1 protein-coding gene is annotated in these 408 nt (G+C 40.4%); it reads left to right on the top strand.

The genetic code is table 11. The features are described 5' to 3' along the window. Positions 1-408, top strand: a 408-nt coding sequence (locus D7Y13_RS44045; protein WP_167508833.1) for an SfiI family type II restriction endonuclease, incomplete at both ends; no start/stop codon positions are given.

Genomic DNA, 408 nt, shown 5'->3' with positions numbered 1-408 from the left:
TAGTAAGCCAAGCGATTTTTGATTATCGTCAGCAGGCTAAATTTATTTTCGAGAATGAGACGGATAAAGTTGCTGATATAGCTGAAGACATCACCCGTGAAGCTCTTGACAGAATGGGGGTTTCTAAGATTGATCAGCGATTATTTGGCAAAGTAGATTATAAGAGGGCTAAGTATTTGTTTCTCCCGGACTTCGCTGTTCGACAAGCTTTATTTGTTGATTCCAAAGCAGAAGAAACCAGTGGGCAAGGAACTGCTACGTTACAAATTACTCAACTCTCTATGCGCGTTCGACAAACCCGCGCAGGTATCGTTTACGATGAACAAGGACGTTTACCAACGATTATTGACATAGGCAGTAATTCGTTTCTCACCACAACCAATTTTGTCAAATACAATTATACTGAAG

The organism is Corallococcus praedator, assembly GCF_003612125.1.
Classification (GTDB): domain Bacteria; phylum Myxococcota; class Myxococcia; order Myxococcales; family Myxococcaceae; genus Corallococcus; species Corallococcus praedator.
This window is presented reverse-complemented; position numbering and strand designations above follow the sequence as displayed.